Origin of the sequence: Paenibacillus sp. FSL R5-0527, assembly GCF_038008055.1 — a bacterium.
GTDB lineage: Bacteria > Bacillota > Bacilli > Paenibacillales > Paenibacillaceae > Fontibacillus > Fontibacillus macerans.
In genome coordinates, this window is record NZ_JBBOYI010000001.1 from 2268864 (window position 1) to 2283559 (window position 14696).

Consider the following 14696-nt stretch of genomic DNA (forward strand, 5'->3'; position numbering starts at 1 on the left):
CAACCTCTAAGAGGAGTGGAGCAGATGAGAAAATATAAATGGAAATGGACAAACGCCTTGTTAACGCTGCTGATCGCGATGGTGGTGCTCACGGCTTGCGGCGGGGGCAATGGCGGGGGAAGCGCGGCGGCGCCCGATGCGGCGAAGGAAGGCGGCGCGGCGGCGGAGACCGGCGGCAAAACGCTGACGATTGCGAACGCCACCGACATTGAGAGCTTCGACCCGCACAACAACAACAATACGGCCAGCGAAGCGGTGCTGGTCAACGTCTTTGACTACCTGCTGAAAAATGACGGCGGAGCGGACAAAGTTCCCGGGCTCGCCACCTCGTGGGAGCAGGTGGACGACACGACCTGGCGGTTTAAGCTGCGCGAAGGCGTGACGTTCCATAACGGCGACCCGTTCACCGCCGAAGACGTGAAGTTTACGATTGAGCGGGTGGCCAAGGACAGCACCTTGAAGCAGCACTCTTACTTTAAAAATATCGCGGAAGTGAAGGTCGTGGACGAGCATACGGCGGACATCGTGACCGACGGACCGGACCCGCTGCTGCTGAACCGGCTGTCGAAGATGGGCGCGGGAATTTTGCCGGCCAAATATATTCAGGAGAACGGAATGGAGGCTTTTTTGAAGCAGCCGGTAGGCACAGGGCCGTACAAATTCAGCAAATGGCTGAAGGATGACCGCGTGGAACTGATCAAAAACGACAGCTACTTCGGCGGCCAGCCGAAATGGGACAGCGTCGTGTTCCGCGTCATTCCGGAAGCTTCGACCCGCGTATCCGAGCTGCTGGCCGGCGGCGTGGACATCATCTCGGGGGTTCCGTCGACGGACATCTCGCGTATCGAGAGCGCGGACGGCAAAAAAATCGTCAAAACGCCGACCCAGCGCGTGCTGCAGTTGATTTTGCGCCATACCGCAGGCACCGCGACCGCCGATCCGAAGGTGAGGGAAGCGATCGATCTGGCGATCGACAAGCAGGGCATCGTGGACAGCATCGCCGGGGGCGCGGGCATTGTGACCCGGACTTCCGTAACGCCGGGGAACTTCGGCGCCGACCCTTCGCTGTACAAACAGACGCTGTACGATCAGGAAAAAGCCAAGCAGCTGCTGAAAGAAGCCGGCTACCCGGACGGCGGCCCGGAGCTGACGCTTTCCGTATCGTCGCAATATAAGGAACAGGCCGAAGTGGTGGCCGCCATGCTGGATCAGACCGGTTTCAAAATCAACCTGGATGTGCTGGAGCCGAGCGCGTTCAGCGAGCGTTACAGCTCCAAATCGTTTAAGGAAATTTTTATGATCGGGATCGGCAACTCGCTGTTCGACGCCTCCAACAACTACACCCGCTACCTGCTTGAGGAAGCGAAAGGCGAGACGGATTACAACAATCCGGAGGTGGAGAAGCTGCTGCAAGCGGCGCTGGTCAACATGGATCCGGCGGCTCGGGAGAAAGAGTACCGGCAGGTGCAGCAAATTTTTGCCGAAGAACGTCCGGCGGTGTATTTGTATCAAATGGAAGGTGTATACGGTACGGATGCCCGCGTAAACTTCCAGCCGCGCAGCGACGAACTGTTCTACGCCGAGGAAATCGCGCCGGCGGCCGAGTAATCTCGTTTGCGGAAGGTCTGCGGGCAGCCTGTCCCTGCCCGGTCCGTTCGCGATGGTGATGGAGGTGAATACCGCTTGGGAAAATATATCGTCAAATCACTGCTGCAGGTGATTCCCGTCCTGCTGATCGTCTCCCTGATCGTTTTTATTCTGGTCAGGGTGACCGGCGACCCCGTCGCGCTTATGCTCCCGGAAACGGCCACCGCGGAGGACCGCGCGGTGCTGGCGCAGGCGCTGGGGCTGGATCAGCCTTTATATACGCAATACGTGAAATTTCTGGGGAGCGCGCTCAAGGGAGATTTCGGCAGCTCGTTCCGCTATGGCGAGCCGGCGCTGCCGCTCGTGCTGGAACGGCTGCCGGCCAGCTTTGAGCTGGCGGCCGCGGCCATGCTGTTCGCGGTGCTGATGGCCGTGCCGCTGGGCGTAGCTTCGGCCGTTAAGCGCAATACGTTTCTGGATCTGGTGATTTCGGGCCTGTCGGTGATCGGCAAGGCGATGCCGAACTTCTGGATGGGCATCATGCTGATATTGCTGTTTTCCGTCATGCTGGGCGTGCTCCCGGTGTCCGGCCGGGGCGGATTCGCTCATCTGGTGCTGCCGGCGTTTACGCTTGGCGTAGGGCTGGCGGCGCAAATGACCCGGCTGATCCGCTCCAGCATGCTGGATATCCTCAATCAGGACTATATCCGCACCGCCCGCGGCAAAGGGATCGTCGAATTGCTCGTCATCGGCAAGCACGCCTTGCGCAACGGGCTGATCCCGGTGGTTACCATTATGGGCCTGCAGTTTACGAGCCTGATCGGCGGCACGCTGATCACTGAAACCGTGTTTGCGTGGCCGGGCCTGGGCCAGCTGCTGGTCGTGGCCGTCAACACGCATGATATGGCGATCGTGCAGGCCGCGGTATTTGTGATCGCTTGTATTGTGGTGGTCACCAACATTTTGACGGACGCGGCGTACCGGCTGCTTGATCCGCGAATCAAATACAACTAGGGGAGGCGAGGAACTGTGGCGGCGATAAATGAAAGTTCTTTGCTGGCGGCGGTGCCGGGAGGACCGGCTCAAGGTCAGGGCCAGGGCGGGCCGTTACAACCTGGTCCTTTACAGGAAGGCCCGGAGGTTGCGGGGTTGGACCCGGAGCGCAAACGGGCCGGCTTCCGGGTTATTTTGAAGCGGCTGCTCCGCAGCAAAACCGGAACGGTCGGCGCCGTGCTGGTGCTGATCGTGTGCCTGACGGCGCTGCTTGCGCCCCTGCTGGCCGGCCATGACCCGGCCGCGGTCGATCCGCTGAACCGGCTGAAGCCCCCGATGTGGCTGGAAGGCGGAACAAAAGAACACTGGCTGGGCACCGACAACCTGGGCCGGGACATGTGGAGCCGGATCGTCTACGGTTCACGGGTTTCGCTGATCGTCGGGATCGGCGCGGTGTTGGTGTCGGGGGCGATCGGCGCGGTGCTTGGCCTGGTCTCGGGCTTTTACGGCAAATGGATCGACGCCGTCATTATGCGGGTGGCCGACGGATTTATGGCGATTCCGACGATCCTGTTTATGCTGGTGGTGATGGCGGTGGTCGGGCCGGGCCTGACGACGCTTATTTTTGTGATCGGCGTGACGAATTGGGTGTCTTATACCAGGGTGGTGCGCGGGGAAGTCCTGAGCATCAAGGAGCGCGATTTTGTCAAAGCGGCCAAAGCGGTCGGAGCGAAAAACGGGCGGATCATTCTAAAGCATATTTTGCCGAATATCCTGTCCTCGTTCATCGTCATCTCCGGCATGAATGTGGCCACAACGATTATTATGGAAGCTTCGCTAAGCTTTTTGGGGCTGGGCATCAAACCACCGGACGTATCCTGGGGCGGGATGCTCAGCGACGGCAGACAATATGTGGCGACAAGCTGGTGGGTGGCGACGTTCCCGGGACTGGCGATTACGGTGACCGTGCTGGGCGTTATTTTTCTCGGAGACTGGCTGCGCGATGTGCTGGACCCCCGCATGAAAACCAAAGCCTAAAGAGGTGGTTCATCACATACTGAAAGGAAAGGGGGCGCGAAAGCCTATGACAGCGGAATTGCTGGAGGTTCGCAATCTGAAAACTTCTTTCAAGACGGAGGAGGGGACGGTTCCTTCCGTGCGCGGCGTCAGCTTTACCGTGAAAAGGGGCGAAACCTTGGCGATCGTCGGGGAGTCCGGGTCGGGCAAAAGCGTCACGTCTCTGTCGATCATGGGGCTGGTCGGCGGGCCGGGCAAAGTGACGGACGGCGAAATCCGCTTCGAGGGCCGGAACTTGCTGGAGTTGTCCAAAAAAGAGCTGCGCACCCTTCGCGGCAATGAAATGTCGATGATTTACCAGGAGCCGATGAGTTCGCTGAATCCCGTGTTTACGGTCGGCAATCAGGTTCGCGAGGCGATCCTTCAGCATCTGAAGGTGAGCAAGGCGGAGGCGGCGCGTTTAAGCGTCGCGATGCTGGAGCGGGTAGGCATCGCGGATGCGGCCAAAGCGGCGCGGAGCTTCCCGCACCAGCTGTCGGGAGGCATGCGCCAGCGGGTGATGATCGCCATGGCGCTCGCCTGCCGGCCGAAGCTGCTGATCGCCGACGAGCCGACGACGGCGCTGGACGTGACGATCCAGGCGCAAATTTTGCGGCTGATCGCCGAGCTGAGCCGGGAGGAGAACACCGGCGTTATCCTGATTACGCACGATTTGGGCGTGGTGGCGGAGATGGCCGACCGGGTGGCCGTGATGTACGCCGGCGAAATCGTCGAGGAAGCGGACGTGTTCGACCTGTTTGCCAAACCGGGGCATCCGTATACGATCGGCCTCTTGGGCTCGCTGCCCCGGTTGGACGAGCAAAGGGACAAGCTGGATTCGATTCCGGGCACCGTGCCGGATATGCTCCACATGCCGGGCGGCTGTCCGTTTCGGCCGCGCTGCCCGTACGCACAGGAAGCATGCGCGAAGGAATATCCCGAGCTGCGCGTCAAGGAAGCGGGCCATAAAGTCAGATGCCTGCGGATGGAGGAGGTGGCGCCATAATGACCGGAGCGAACAGAGGAGCGGGCGGACCTGCGGCGGAAACGGCGTGGGGCGCGCCCGGGATGGGAAGCCGGCAGGCCGCGGTCGAACCGGTCGAACCGGTGGAAACGGTGGAAACGGGGCCGGGGCTGTCCGGGGCGAAGAACGGAACGGCCGTAAACTCGCCGGCGGGAGCGGAGCGCCGGTCCGAGGTAAACGAACAGCCGCTCCTTGAAGTGAGCGGGCTGAAGAAGTATTATCCCCAGAACAAAGGATGGTTCTCCAGGAAAAGCGGCGTCGTCAAAGCCGTCGACGGCGTGAGCTTTCGGGTAATGCCGGGCGAAACGCTGGGGATCGTCGGGGAGTCGGGCTGCGGCAAGTCGACGACCGGGCAGTTGATTACCCGGCTGCAGGCGCCGACGGAAGGCCGGATCGTCTTTCAGGGGCTGGACTTGGATGAGCTGTCGGAGGAAGAAATCCGCAAAGTGCGGAGGGATTTGCAGTTTGTGTTCCAGGACCCCTTTTCGTCGCTGAACCCGCGCATGAAGGTGTTCGACATCGTTGCCGAACCGCTTCAGGTGCATGGTTTGGCCAAAGGCCGGGCGCTGAATGACGAGGTTTACCGGCTGCTGGAGACCGTCGGCCTGGGACCGCATCTGGCCGACCGCCATCCGCATGAATTCAGCGGCGGACAACGTCAGCGGATCGGGATCGCCCGCGCTTTGGCGATGAAGCCGAAGCTGATCGTCTGCGATGAGCCGGTATCGGCGCTGGATGTGTCGATCCAGGCGCAGATTCTCAATCTGCTGAAAGAACTGCAGCGGCAGTTTCAACTGACTTATATTTTTATCGCCCATGGTCTGCCGACGGTCAAGCATATCAGCGACCGCATCGCGGTCATGTACCTGGGCAGAATCGTCGAGCTGGCCGGGCGCGACGAATTGTTCGCCGAACCGCGGCATCCATATACGGAAGCGCTGCTCGAGGCGGTGCCCGTGCCCGATCCGACGCAGCGCCGGGAGCGGATTTTGCTGTCCGGGGAGATTCCGGGTCCGGCGAACCCGCCCTCCGGCTGCGTTTTCCATCCGCGCTGCCCTTATGCGCAGGATCTATGCCGAACGCAGGCGCCGCCGCTGGCGGAGCATGACGATGGGCATTTTGCGGCCTGCCATTTTCCGTTATCCGGCTTGAACTGAGCGCTCAAAAAGTCAGATTTTCAGCACGGAAGCGAATGCTTCCGATGTGCAACGGCGTATATTTCCAGGAAGCCAGATCTCGATTAGTGGTAGTTCTTCTTGTGATAATTAAAAAATTTGGGAGTAGGGAGAAGGGCAGGCGGTTGCATATTTGTGGAGACGGGGGGAGACTGAGGAGGAAATAGCGGTAAAAAAGGTTCTTATTTTCGGCAAATAGGAAGGTCGGCTGAAATAGAGGAATTTTTTACCGTTATTTTGGAAAAATGAGGGTAAAATGCTGCTTTTTCCAAGCTTGTTCTCCAAATAGAGCCTAAAAGTTCCGCTATTTTGCACTGGAGAGGGAAAATCCCAAAATAGCGACACAAATTACCGTTATTTCCGGCAATAGAAGCAATAGGCAGTCTCCCTTCCCCCTACCCTCCCCACGTCTATAGTAAGGGAGCGATTGGAATGAATAAACGGCCGATTGTGCCGGACGATTTGTACGGATACCAGTGGGTCAGCCAGCCGTCGGTCAACCCGCGCGGCCTGGTGGCTTACGTGAATCAGTCGGTGGACCGGGAAAAAAACGACTATATAACGCATATCCGCGCCGTCTCTCTGGATGGAAGCGGCGACCGGCGCTTGACCGGGGGAGACAAGGACTCCGCGCCGTCGTGGTCGCCGGACGGGTCGCGGCTGGCTTTTCTGCGCCCGGCCGAAGGCGGTAAGCAGCTGTATACCGTCCCGGCGGAGGGGGAAGCGGTGGAGCCGGACCAGGTTCAGTCCCGTCTGGCCGTGAAGCACACGGCGCTTACGCGGGGCGTGAACGCCTTCGTCTGGTCGCCGGACGGGCGGTATATCGCCTTGACGAGCCGGGCCGGCGCGGATGTGGAGATGCAACCGGCGCCGGCCGGCACGGGAAGTGAGCAATCGGGGGACGGTGAACAGCGGGAGCAGCAGGCGCAGGGGGAACGGCAGTTACAGGAGGAGCCACAGGTACAAGAGAAGCCACAGGTACAGGTACAGGTACAGGTACAGCATCAGGCACAGCATCAGGCACAGCATGAACAGTCCGCTCAGCCCGCCTTGCGCGGCCGCGTTTTTGAGCGTACTACCCCCAAAGCGGAAGGCTCCGGCTGGTGGGATGGGCTGTACAGCCAGTTGTTTGTGCTGGAGCTGAAAACCGGCCGGATTACGCAGGTGACCTTCGGTCCCTGGGACGTTTCCGCGCCGGTCTGGTCGCCGGACGGCGAAGCTTTGTCGTTCGTCTCGAAACGGGTAGAGGATGAGCGGTTGGACGCGGATTTGCTGCATTTTGCCGATGTGTACACCGTGAAGCTTAGCGGCGGTGAGCCGATAGGCAAGCCGGTAAAACTCACGGCGTCCGATCTGCTGATCAGCCAGTTTGCCTATGCGCCAGACGGGCGGCGGCTGACGCTGATCGCCAGCGACCGCGTGTACGGCAGCGGCAGCCATAACCGGCTGTATACGGTGCCTGCCGCGGGAGGCACGCCGGAGCTGCTTGCCCCGGGGCTGGACATGCAGCTCGGCAACGCCGCGCTCGGCGATATGAAATCGGCGGGGGCCAGCCCGTCCCCGTTATATGATCCGCACCATCCGCAGCTCGGCGTGTACGTGCTCGGCACCGATCATGGCAACGTCAACGTGTACCGGATCGGCGAAACGGGTGCTTGCGAGGCGGTTACGGGCGGCGGCGAAAAGGATGTCTACCAATATACGTTGTCCCCGGACGGCCGCTATGTGGTGACTGCCGCGTTGACGGCCGAACGGCCGGGCGAACTGTACCGGGTCGACGTCCGCACAGGAGAAGAACTGCGGCTTACGCGGCGCAACGATGAGTTTCTGGCCGAACTTGAGGTCCGCATCCCGGAACGGATCGCATTCAAGGCTTCGGACGGGCCGGGCATTCACGGCTGGCTGCTGAAGCCCGCCGGGCTGCCCCAAGGCGCGAAAGTTCCGCTGATTTTGCAGATTCACGGAGGGCCGCACGCAATGTACACCGGCGTGTTCAGCCATGAAATGCAGACTCTTGCCGCGCTAGGGTATGCCGTGTTGTGGGTTAACCCGCGCGGAAGCATGGGGTACGGGCAGGACTTTGCCCAGGCGTGCCGTGGCGATTTCGGCGGCGGAGACTGCCGGGATTTGCTGGAGGCCGTCGATTACGCGCTGGCCGCATTCGACTTCATCGACGAGACGCGGCTGGGGATTGGCGGCGGCAGCTACGGCGGCGTCATGACCAACTGGATCGTCGCCCACACGAACCGCTTCCGGGCCGCCGTGACGCATCGCAGCATTTCCAATTGGCTGTCCATGTACGGGACGAGCGACATCGGCATCTCGTACGTCGAAGGCGTGATCGGCGGCAATCCGCAAGAGCACGCGGAGCTGCTCTGGTCCAAGTCGCCGCTGGCCCATGCGCGCCGGATTGAAACGCCGCTGCTGATTTTGCACGGCGAAAATGATTACCGCACGCCGATTTCCCAAGCCGAGGAGCTGTACTCCGCTCTGAAACGCTATGGAAAAACGACCAAGCTCATCCGCTATCCCGGCTCCAACCATACCTTGCTGAAAAGCGGAAAGCCCTCGCTGCGCGTCGACAGCTTCGAGCAGGTGAACGCGTGGTTCGGGCAATATTTGTGAAAGGATGTGCTCTGACATGAGCCATGTACAGCTATCCATTCCGGTGGCGCTGCTGGTGGAAAACGTGTTGACCAGCGGCGAGCCAAGCGAAGTGATTATCGCGTGTTTGCGGAGCGGGGATTTTGCCCCTTTGCTGAAGAAGGTCAAGGAACCGGAGATGGATTTCGCGGACAGGCTACGGACGGCGGAAGAGATCGGCGACGATTGGGAAGAGGCACTCCACAGCGGTTATGAATTCAAGTTTTTGCACATCAATGGGCTGAAAAGACTGCTGGCTTTCCGCTTCGGCAAGGAGGCGGACCGCGATTACACGCAGGAAAATTTGTCGCTGCGGCACCTTCGCCTGACACCGGAGGAGATCGCAATCCTCCGTACCCTGGTCGGCCGGCAGTGGCGGGTGTTTGCGGAAGAAGCAAGCGAAGGGAACGGAACCGAACCACAGGTAGTCGTCGGCATCGAGTTAAAGTACCGGTGAACCAAGAGCGCCATCGTGTGCTTGTAAAAAAACATTTCAAGCTCAAGCCCCCGGACGGGTTCAACTGACCGGGGGCTTAATATTTCAGCGCGAGCGGAGGGTTCACGGTTACCAGAGCACCTATGGAAATCATCGGAAATAAACCGTTTGTACAGCAAATCACAACTGCTGTATAATAGAGGTACGGACAACGTGACATCATTAATTATATAGGAGGAAAAAATGGGTAATTCAGCGTCTTTTGAACTGGAAAAAAACAGTCCAATTCCTTTATATTTTCAACTCAAAGAGGACATGATTAAAAAAATCAACAATGAGGAATACAAAGTGAACGAAAGTTTGCCTTCCGAAACCCAGTTGATGACGATGTACGGCGTCAGCAGAACGACGGTCCGCCAGGCGATCGATCTGCTCGTCAACGAAGGTTACTTGGAGAAGCGGAGGGGAGTAGGCACTTTTGTGGCCAAGCCGAACCTGAATCAATGGGATTTGGCCGAATTGCGAAGCTTTAACGAAATCGCCGGCCTGCAAGGTTTGGCGGCCAGAACCGAACTGCTAAGCATGCAGCGGGTCAAAGCCAACGAGACGATAAAGAGCGTTTTCGGCGAGGGGCATAGCTCGTACTATAAGCTGGAAAGGCTCCGGTTTATTGAAAATGAGCCATCCGTACTGGTAACGACGTATGTGCCGGTGGATGTAGCGCCCGATTTGGAACGGTTTAACTTCTCGGAGGTTTCTTTGTTTGCCACGTTAAGAGAGCATTACGGCCTCAAAATCAATTACGCGAACAAGACGTTCCGCGCGATCAACGCCAGCCCCGAGGACGCCGCGATTTTGAAGGTGGAGCCGAACTTTGCCATCCAGTTGGTGGAGACGGTCACTTATGATGACAAAGACAGACCGATCGAATATTCCGTGTCCAGGGACAGAGGCGATCTCAACCGGTTCCGGGTGCTGCTGAGATATAAGGATTAGACATTTTTCCACACATATCCAATAAGTATGATGGACAGGATAAACCTGCCGCTTTGAATATTTCCGCCAATCGCGGGAATGAACGGATGCGGCCGGTTTATTTTTTTGTACCGTTTTTCCAATGAAAGCGCTTGACAAAAAGAAGAGATAGTGTCATTATAACGATAAGACGTAACGACGTCATGATGTCTTGAGAGAGTAGAATAAGAAAGGCGGGAGCAGCTATGAAGGACGATTGGTTGAATCTGCAGGGAAAGGTCATCGTGGTCACGGGGGGAAGTTCGGGCATCGGCGCAAAAATCGTGCAAAGCCTTGACGAACATGGTGCGCAGGTCGTTATCGCGGATGTTTCAGGGATCGCTCAAGGAAACGTGGATTTTATACAGTGCGATATCACCAATAAACGCCAGGTGGAAGAGATGATCGGCAAAGTTGTGGCCAAATACTCCCGGATTGACGGCCTGGTTAACAACGCCGGAGTCAATCGGCCCAAATTGCTGGTGGATTATTACCACGATGACGAGAATCATGAGTTCAACGAGCAAGATTTTGAGTTTATGTTTAACGTCAACGTGAAAGGGGCGTTCTTTTGCACCCAGGCGGCCGCAAGAGTGATGATCAAGCAAAATTACGGCGTGGTGGTCAATATCAGCTCTGAAGCCGGCATGGAAGGCTCGACAGGGCAAAGCATCTATTCCGCCACTAAGGGCGCGCTGAATTCCTTTACCTTATCGTGGGCGAAGGAACTTGGCCGCTTCAACATCCGGGTGGTCGGTATCGCTCCCGGGATCAACGAACCTACACCGATGGGCAATCCCGAACATGTCAAAGCGCTGGCCTATACCCGTGGAATGGAAGCCGGCAGCGTATCCACCGATTATATGAAAATCATCCCTTTGGGCAGACAGGGGAGGCTGGAGGAAATCGCCGATCTGGTAACGTACCTGTTGTCCGGCCGCTCCTCCTACATTTCAGGCACCATTGTGAATATTACCGGCGGTAAATCGCGGGGTTAATAAACATCAAGGAACTTGGAGGGGGCTAACCGTGAATACCAAGCCGTGGATTATCATCATCACCCATGGGACCTTCGGCGAAGAACTGAAACGAAGCGCGGAAATGATCATCGGAAAAATGGAGGACGTGTACTGCTACTCCTTAATGGAAGGCATGGAATCCAAAACGCTGATTGAAACGATCCGGAACGCGCTGGCCGTGGCACCGCCGAATTCCATTTTTCTTACCGACCTGTACGGGGGAACTCCGTCGAATATCGGCGCTTATTTTGCCAAGAAGGATGGATACTCCGTAATTTGCGGAGTCAATCTGCCGATGCTGATCGAGGCGGAAACGCGCAGGTCCTTGGGAGAATGGGAAGGAGTCGAGGACAAAATGATCGCGTTCGGAGCCGAGGGCATCCGCAATATCACCAAAATTATTAAAGAAAGGAATGGACCGGCATGTTAAACGGAATCAAACTGGTGCGCGTTGATTTCAGACTGATTCATGGCCAAGTTGTGACCAAATGGAGCAACACGATTACGGCCAAAACGATCATCGTCGTCAACGACGAGTTGTCCGAAGACGAATTTATGGCCGACATTTATGTCATGGCGGCTCCGCCCGGTATCAAGGTGGAAGTGCTCTCCATCGCTGCTTTCACTGAGCAAGCGAAGACCGGCCAATATGATAAAGGCAGCATTCTCGTGCTGTTTAAAAATATCGAAGATGTGCGCCGGACAGCGGAGCTGGGGGTCTCTTTCAAAGAAGTGCAGATCGGAGGGCTCGGCGCGGCCGGCAGCAAAACCTCCGTGGTCAAAGGCATTTCCATCGACCGGGAAGACGCGGACAATTTGCTTTATTTGAAGGACCGGGGCGCGGAGGTTTCATTCCAGGTCACCCCGGAGGAAACCAAACTTCCGCTGGATAAAGCGCTGAAAAAATTGGGGGTATAGACGATGGCAATGTTGGCAGTAAGTATTTTTGCGGGAATATGGTATTGGATCTGTAAAACCGATGTCGGTTACGCGATTACCCACGCGATTCGCCAGCCACTGTTCGCCGCGCTTCCCATCGGTCTGATGATGGGCGATGTACAACAAGCGATGATTATCGGAGCAGCCGTGCAAATTTTGTATATCGGCCTGGTGGCGGCGGGCTCCAATCTTCCGGCCGACGATTGCCTGGCGGGACTCATTGCCATACCGATCGCGATTCAGTCGCATCTTACCCCGGCGCTGGCGATTGCCATTGCCGTTCCGGTCGGCGTCATGGGCGTGTTCGTCGATCAGCTGCGCAAAACGATCAATGTCATGTTCGTCCATATGGCCGACCGCTATGCCGAAGAAGGCAACACCCGAAAAATCATGCTGGCTTCCGTTGTTTATCCTACCGCTCTGAGCTTTTTCTTCCGTTTTCCGATTCCTTTTTTCGCGATTCTGTACGGCGCTGATGCCGTTAATTCCTTCATGAACAGCGTTCCGCAGTGGCTGGTTCACGGCTTTAGCGTGGCCGGCGGTCTGCTGCCCGCTCTCGGATTCGCTTTAACGATGTTCGTGATCGGCAAAAAAGAGCTGTTTCCCTGGTTTATCATCGGCTATTTCCTGATTCAGTTCAGCGGGATCCCGATTATTGGGGCGGCGATCTTCGGCCTGTGCGCGGTGCTCTTGATCACTTATTACAACAATAAGAAGAACATGGAGGCGTGAGGAAAATGACGGAAACGCAAAATGCAGCGGAAACCGGCCAGGAAACCGGCAAATTGATCACCGAAAAAGATGTGCGCCGAAACTGGCTGACCTATTACATGGTGGCGGAGATGGGCATTTCTTACGAACGGTTGCAGGCGCTGGGATTTACGACGGCCATGATCCCGATTCTAAAGAAGCTGTACCCGGATCCTGAGGATCTGAAGGAAGCGTTGAAGCGGCATCTCGTCTTCTATAATACGGAAGCGGTATTCGGCTCGCCGGTCAACGGCATCGTGATCGCGATGGAAGAGCAGAAGGCCAAAGGGGAACCGATCACCGACAAATCGATCACCGGTATGAAGACAGGACTGATGGGACCGCTTGCGGGGATCGGCGACTCCATCGATTGGGCCACGCTGAAGCCGATTATTTTCGCGCTTGCGGCGACGCTGTCCGCGACCGGGAGCATCATCGGCCCGTTTGTCCTGCTGCTGCTGCCGCTGATTCAGATCCTGGTCGGCCTGAGATTGTCCGTATACGGGTACCGGGCCGGCAAGGCTTCGATCCGGGAACTCTTGCACTCCGGTCGGATCAAGGAGCTGATCGCGGGGGCGAGCACGCTTGGGCTGTTTATGATGGGGGCGCTCTCGTCCACTTACGTCAAGCTCAGCACCCCGCTGCAGTTCAATTTCGGCAGCGGCAACGAGCCGTTCGTACTGCAGAAGATTCTCGACGGGATCGTGCCCGGTCTGCTGCCGCTTTTGGCCGTGCTGGGGTTGTACTGGTGGTTGAACAAGAAAAATCAAAATTTTACGGTCATCATGCTTGTCATTATTGCAATTAGTATCATCGGCGCCATCACGGGTATTTTTTAAGATTATAAAATTCATGGCCACACAAAAGAGGTGCTTGTTTTGAAAGCGGTACACTTTGGAGCCGGGAGCATTGGCAGAGGTTTTATCGGCGATTTGCTGCATGCGTCGGGATACGAAATCACGTTTGTCGATGTCGATCCCGCGATCATCGCGCAGATCAACCGGGACAAAGCTTACGATTTGTATGTGATTGAACAGAACTATGCGAGGAAGACGATTGACCACGTGTGCGCCGTCTCTTCGGTCACCCAGGAGCAAGAGGCCGTGGCGGCGTTGGCGGATGCGGATATCATTACGACCTCGGTATGGGCCGACAACCTGCCGCGGATAGCGCCCGTTCTCCTGAAGGGGCTGCGGGCCCGGCGGGAGGCGGGCAAAAGCAAGGTGAATATACTCGCCTGCGAAAACGCGATGTTCAACTCCGATATTTTGCGCAGCAGCCTGCTCTCCATCGAAGGCGGGCTGTCAGCGGAAGAATTGGCGGAAACCGCCGCTTTTCCGAATACGGCCGTTGATCGGCTGGTACTTGAGGATGAGCGGGAAGGCAGAAAGGTCATTAATATTGGCCAAGACTTCGAACTGGTCATCGAGCGGAACAAGCTGGCCGAACCCGGCAGCATCCCGATCCAAAATGCCGTATATACGGACAATCTGCAGAAATATCTGGAGCGGAAACTGTATATCATCAATTGCGGCCATGCCTGGGCCGGCTACATCGGCCATATTTACGGCTACGAGATCATTCAGGACGTGTTCCAAAATGACGACCTGCTGCGGCAGATCCTGGAGGCGATGATGGAGCCGGCGAGGCTGCTGGAGCGCAAATACGGGTTCCCGATCCGGGAGCTGGCCGAATATGTCGATTTTGCCGTCGCCCGTTTCCGGACGCCGGGCATCGTCGATACGATCGGTCGGGTCTGCCGCTCGCCAATCCGCAAGCTGCAGCCGGATGACCGGCTGGTCGGGCCCTGCCTCGGCTGCGAGGCTTACGGGCTGAAGAACGACCGTTTGCTGCAGGGCATCGCTGCCGCTTTTCTGTTCAGGAATGCGGGGGATGCCCAAAGCGAGGAAGTGCGGCTGTATATCGCGGAGCAAGGTATCGGCGCGGCGATAACGCGCTATACCGGGATTGCGGAGACAACCCGTTTACACCAGGCCATTTTGCACCATTACGAAGAGCTGTCCCGGATCAAGCGGCAGCGCTGGGGAGAGAAGGGATGA

14 protein-coding genes are annotated in these 14696 nt (G+C 57.4%); all 14 read left to right on the top strand.

Annotation, left to right across the window (positions count from 1 at the left end; genetic code table 11):
* The first annotated feature begins 24 nt into the window (after positions 1-24).
* Positions 25-1608: an ABC transporter substrate-binding protein gene (locus tag NYE69_RS09955; RefSeq protein ID WP_340926029.1), complete on the top strand. Its 1584-nt coding sequence runs from the start codon at positions 25-27 to the stop codon at positions 1606-1608.
* A gap of 75 nt (positions 1609-1683) precedes the next feature.
* Positions 1684-2601, top strand: coding sequence for an ABC transporter permease (locus tag NYE69_RS09960; protein WP_340926030.1), 918 nt, complete (start codon positions 1684-1686; stop codon positions 2599-2601).
* 135 nt (positions 2602-2736) lie between these two features.
* The gene (locus tag NYE69_RS09965; protein ID WP_340930345.1) at positions 2737-3618 is read left to right on the top strand and encodes an ABC transporter permease; all 882 of its coding nucleotides are present in this window, start codon (positions 2737-2739) and stop codon (positions 3616-3618) included.
* A gap of 46 nt (positions 3619-3664) precedes the next feature.
* A complete protein-coding gene (locus NYE69_RS09970; protein WP_340926031.1) occupies positions 3665-4642 on the top strand; it encodes an ABC transporter ATP-binding protein in 978 nt (325 codons plus the stop codon).
* The gene (locus tag NYE69_RS09975; protein ID WP_340926032.1) at positions 4642-5817 is read left to right on the top strand and encodes an ABC transporter ATP-binding protein; all 1176 of its coding nucleotides are present in this window, start codon (positions 4642-4644) and stop codon (positions 5815-5817) included. Before NYE69_RS09970 ends, NYE69_RS09975 begins: the two co-directional genes overlap by 1 nt.
* A 450-nt stretch (positions 5818-6267) precedes the next feature.
* Complete coding sequence (locus NYE69_RS09980) at positions 6268-8460, top strand: S9 family peptidase (protein ID WP_340926033.1); 2193 nt, start codon at positions 6268-6270, stop codon at positions 8458-8460.
* Positions 8461-8476: 16 nt separating this feature from the next.
* Positions 8477-8935, top strand: a complete 459-nt coding sequence (locus NYE69_RS09985) for a hypothetical protein (protein WP_340926034.1) — start codon at positions 8477-8479, stop codon at positions 8933-8935.
* A gap of 222 nt (positions 8936-9157) precedes the next feature.
* A complete protein-coding gene (locus NYE69_RS09990; RefSeq protein ID WP_328273338.1) occupies positions 9158-9910 on the top strand; it encodes a GntR family transcriptional regulator in 753 nt (250 codons plus the stop codon).
* A 224-nt stretch (positions 9911-10134) separates the two neighbouring features.
* Positions 10135-10926 carry an SDR family oxidoreductase gene (locus NYE69_RS09995; protein ID WP_328273337.1) on the top strand — a complete coding sequence of 264 codons (792 nt, stop codon included), beginning with the start codon at positions 10135-10137 and terminating at the stop codon, positions 10924-10926.
* Positions 10927-10957: 31 nt separating this feature from the next.
* A complete protein-coding gene (locus tag NYE69_RS10000; protein ID WP_328273336.1) occupies positions 10958-11377 on the top strand; it encodes a PTS sugar transporter subunit IIA in 420 nt (139 codons plus the stop codon).
* Positions 11371-11865 (top strand): PTS sugar transporter subunit IIB, encoded by a 495-nt coding sequence (locus NYE69_RS10005; protein WP_328273335.1) that lies wholly within the window; start codon positions 11371-11373, stop codon positions 11863-11865. The genes NYE69_RS10000 and NYE69_RS10005 overlap by 7 nt, the downstream gene beginning before the upstream one ends.
* A 3-nt stretch (positions 11866-11868) precedes the next feature.
* On the top strand, positions 11869-12618 hold the full coding sequence (locus tag NYE69_RS10010; protein WP_196427494.1) for a PTS mannose/fructose/sorbose/N-acetylgalactosamine transporter subunit IIC: 750 nt from the start codon (positions 11869-11871) through the stop codon (positions 12616-12618).
* A gap of 5 nt (positions 12619-12623) precedes the next feature.
* Positions 12624-13475, top strand: coding sequence for a PTS system mannose/fructose/sorbose family transporter subunit IID (locus tag NYE69_RS10015; RefSeq protein WP_328273334.1), 852 nt, complete (start codon positions 12624-12626; stop codon positions 13473-13475).
* 30 nt (positions 13476-13505) lie between these two features.
* Positions 13506-14696, top strand: coding sequence for a mannitol dehydrogenase (locus tag NYE69_RS10020; RefSeq protein ID WP_340926035.1), 1191 nt, complete (start codon positions 13506-13508; stop codon positions 14694-14696).

Excerpts from the sequence above, each read along its gene's own strand:
- NYE69_RS09955 (WP_340926029.1), top strand. The coding sequence starts at position 25 with ATGAGAAAATATAAATGGAAATGGACAAACGCCTTGTTAACGCTGCTG.
- NYE69_RS09970 (WP_340926031.1), top strand. The coding sequence starts at position 3,665 with ATGACAGCGGAATTGCTGGAGGTTCGCAATCTGAAAACTTCTTTCAAG.
- NYE69_RS09975 (WP_340926032.1), top strand. The coding sequence starts at position 4,642 with ATGACCGGAGCGAACAGAGGAGCGGGCGGACCTGCGGCGGAAACGGCG.
- NYE69_RS09980 (WP_340926033.1), top strand. The coding sequence starts at position 6,268 with ATGAATAAACGGCCGATTGTGCCGGACGATTTGTACGGATACCAGTGG.
- NYE69_RS09985 (WP_340926034.1), top strand. The coding sequence starts at position 8,477 with ATGAGCCATGTACAGCTATCCATTCCGGTGGCGCTGCTGGTGGAAAAC.
- NYE69_RS09990 (WP_328273338.1), top strand. The coding sequence starts at position 9,158 with ATGGGTAATTCAGCGTCTTTTGAACTGGAAAAAAACAGTCCAATTCCT.
- NYE69_RS09995 (WP_328273337.1), top strand. The coding sequence starts at position 10,135 with ATGAAGGACGATTGGTTGAATCTGCAGGGAAAGGTCATCGTGGTCACG.
- NYE69_RS10005 (WP_328273335.1), top strand. The coding sequence starts at position 11,371 with ATGTTAAACGGAATCAAACTGGTGCGCGTTGATTTCAGACTGATTCAT.
- NYE69_RS10010 (WP_196427494.1), top strand. The coding sequence starts at position 11,869 with ATGGCAATGTTGGCAGTAAGTATTTTTGCGGGAATATGGTATTGGATC.
- NYE69_RS10015 (WP_328273334.1), top strand. The coding sequence starts at position 12,624 with ATGACGGAAACGCAAAATGCAGCGGAAACCGGCCAGGAAACCGGCAAA.